Below are 374 nucleotides of genomic sequence, written 5' to 3'. Positions count from 1 at the left end.
CACGCAGGCCGAGGCGTACGCGCGGCGCTTTCCGTACCTGACCGCGATCACGCTGCCGATGGGCGTCTACGATCTCGGCCGCAACCTGCCGCCCGCCGACATCCACACCGTCGCGCCGACGATCGAGCTGGTCGCGCGCGACACGCTGCACCCCGCGCTGTCCGACCTGCTGATCGAGGCCGCGCGCGAGGTGCACGGCCACGCGACGATCCTGCAGCACGCGGGCGAATTCCCGTCCGCGGTCACGCGCGGCTTCCCGCTGTCGGACGACGCGGCGCGCTACTACAAGTCGGGCAAGACCTTCCTGTACCGGCGGCTGCCGTTCTGGGTCGCGAGTCTGGTCGACCGGATGCTCGTCGTGCTGGTGCCGCTGA

At 71.1% G+C, this 374-nt stretch carries 1 pseudogene; it reads left to right on the top strand.

Annotated features, from left to right (window positions below):
* A pseudogene (locus tag SB751_RS28520) lies at positions 1-374 on the top strand (C4-dicarboxylate ABC transporter substrate-binding protein); the annotation flags it as partial.

Origin of the sequence: Cupriavidus sp. SIMBA_020 (assembly GCF_046535395.1) — a bacterium.
In the GTDB taxonomy this organism is placed as follows: domain Bacteria; phylum Pseudomonadota; class Gammaproteobacteria; order Burkholderiales; family Burkholderiaceae; genus Cupriavidus; species Cupriavidus campinensis.
This window is presented reverse-complemented; position numbering and strand designations above follow the sequence as displayed.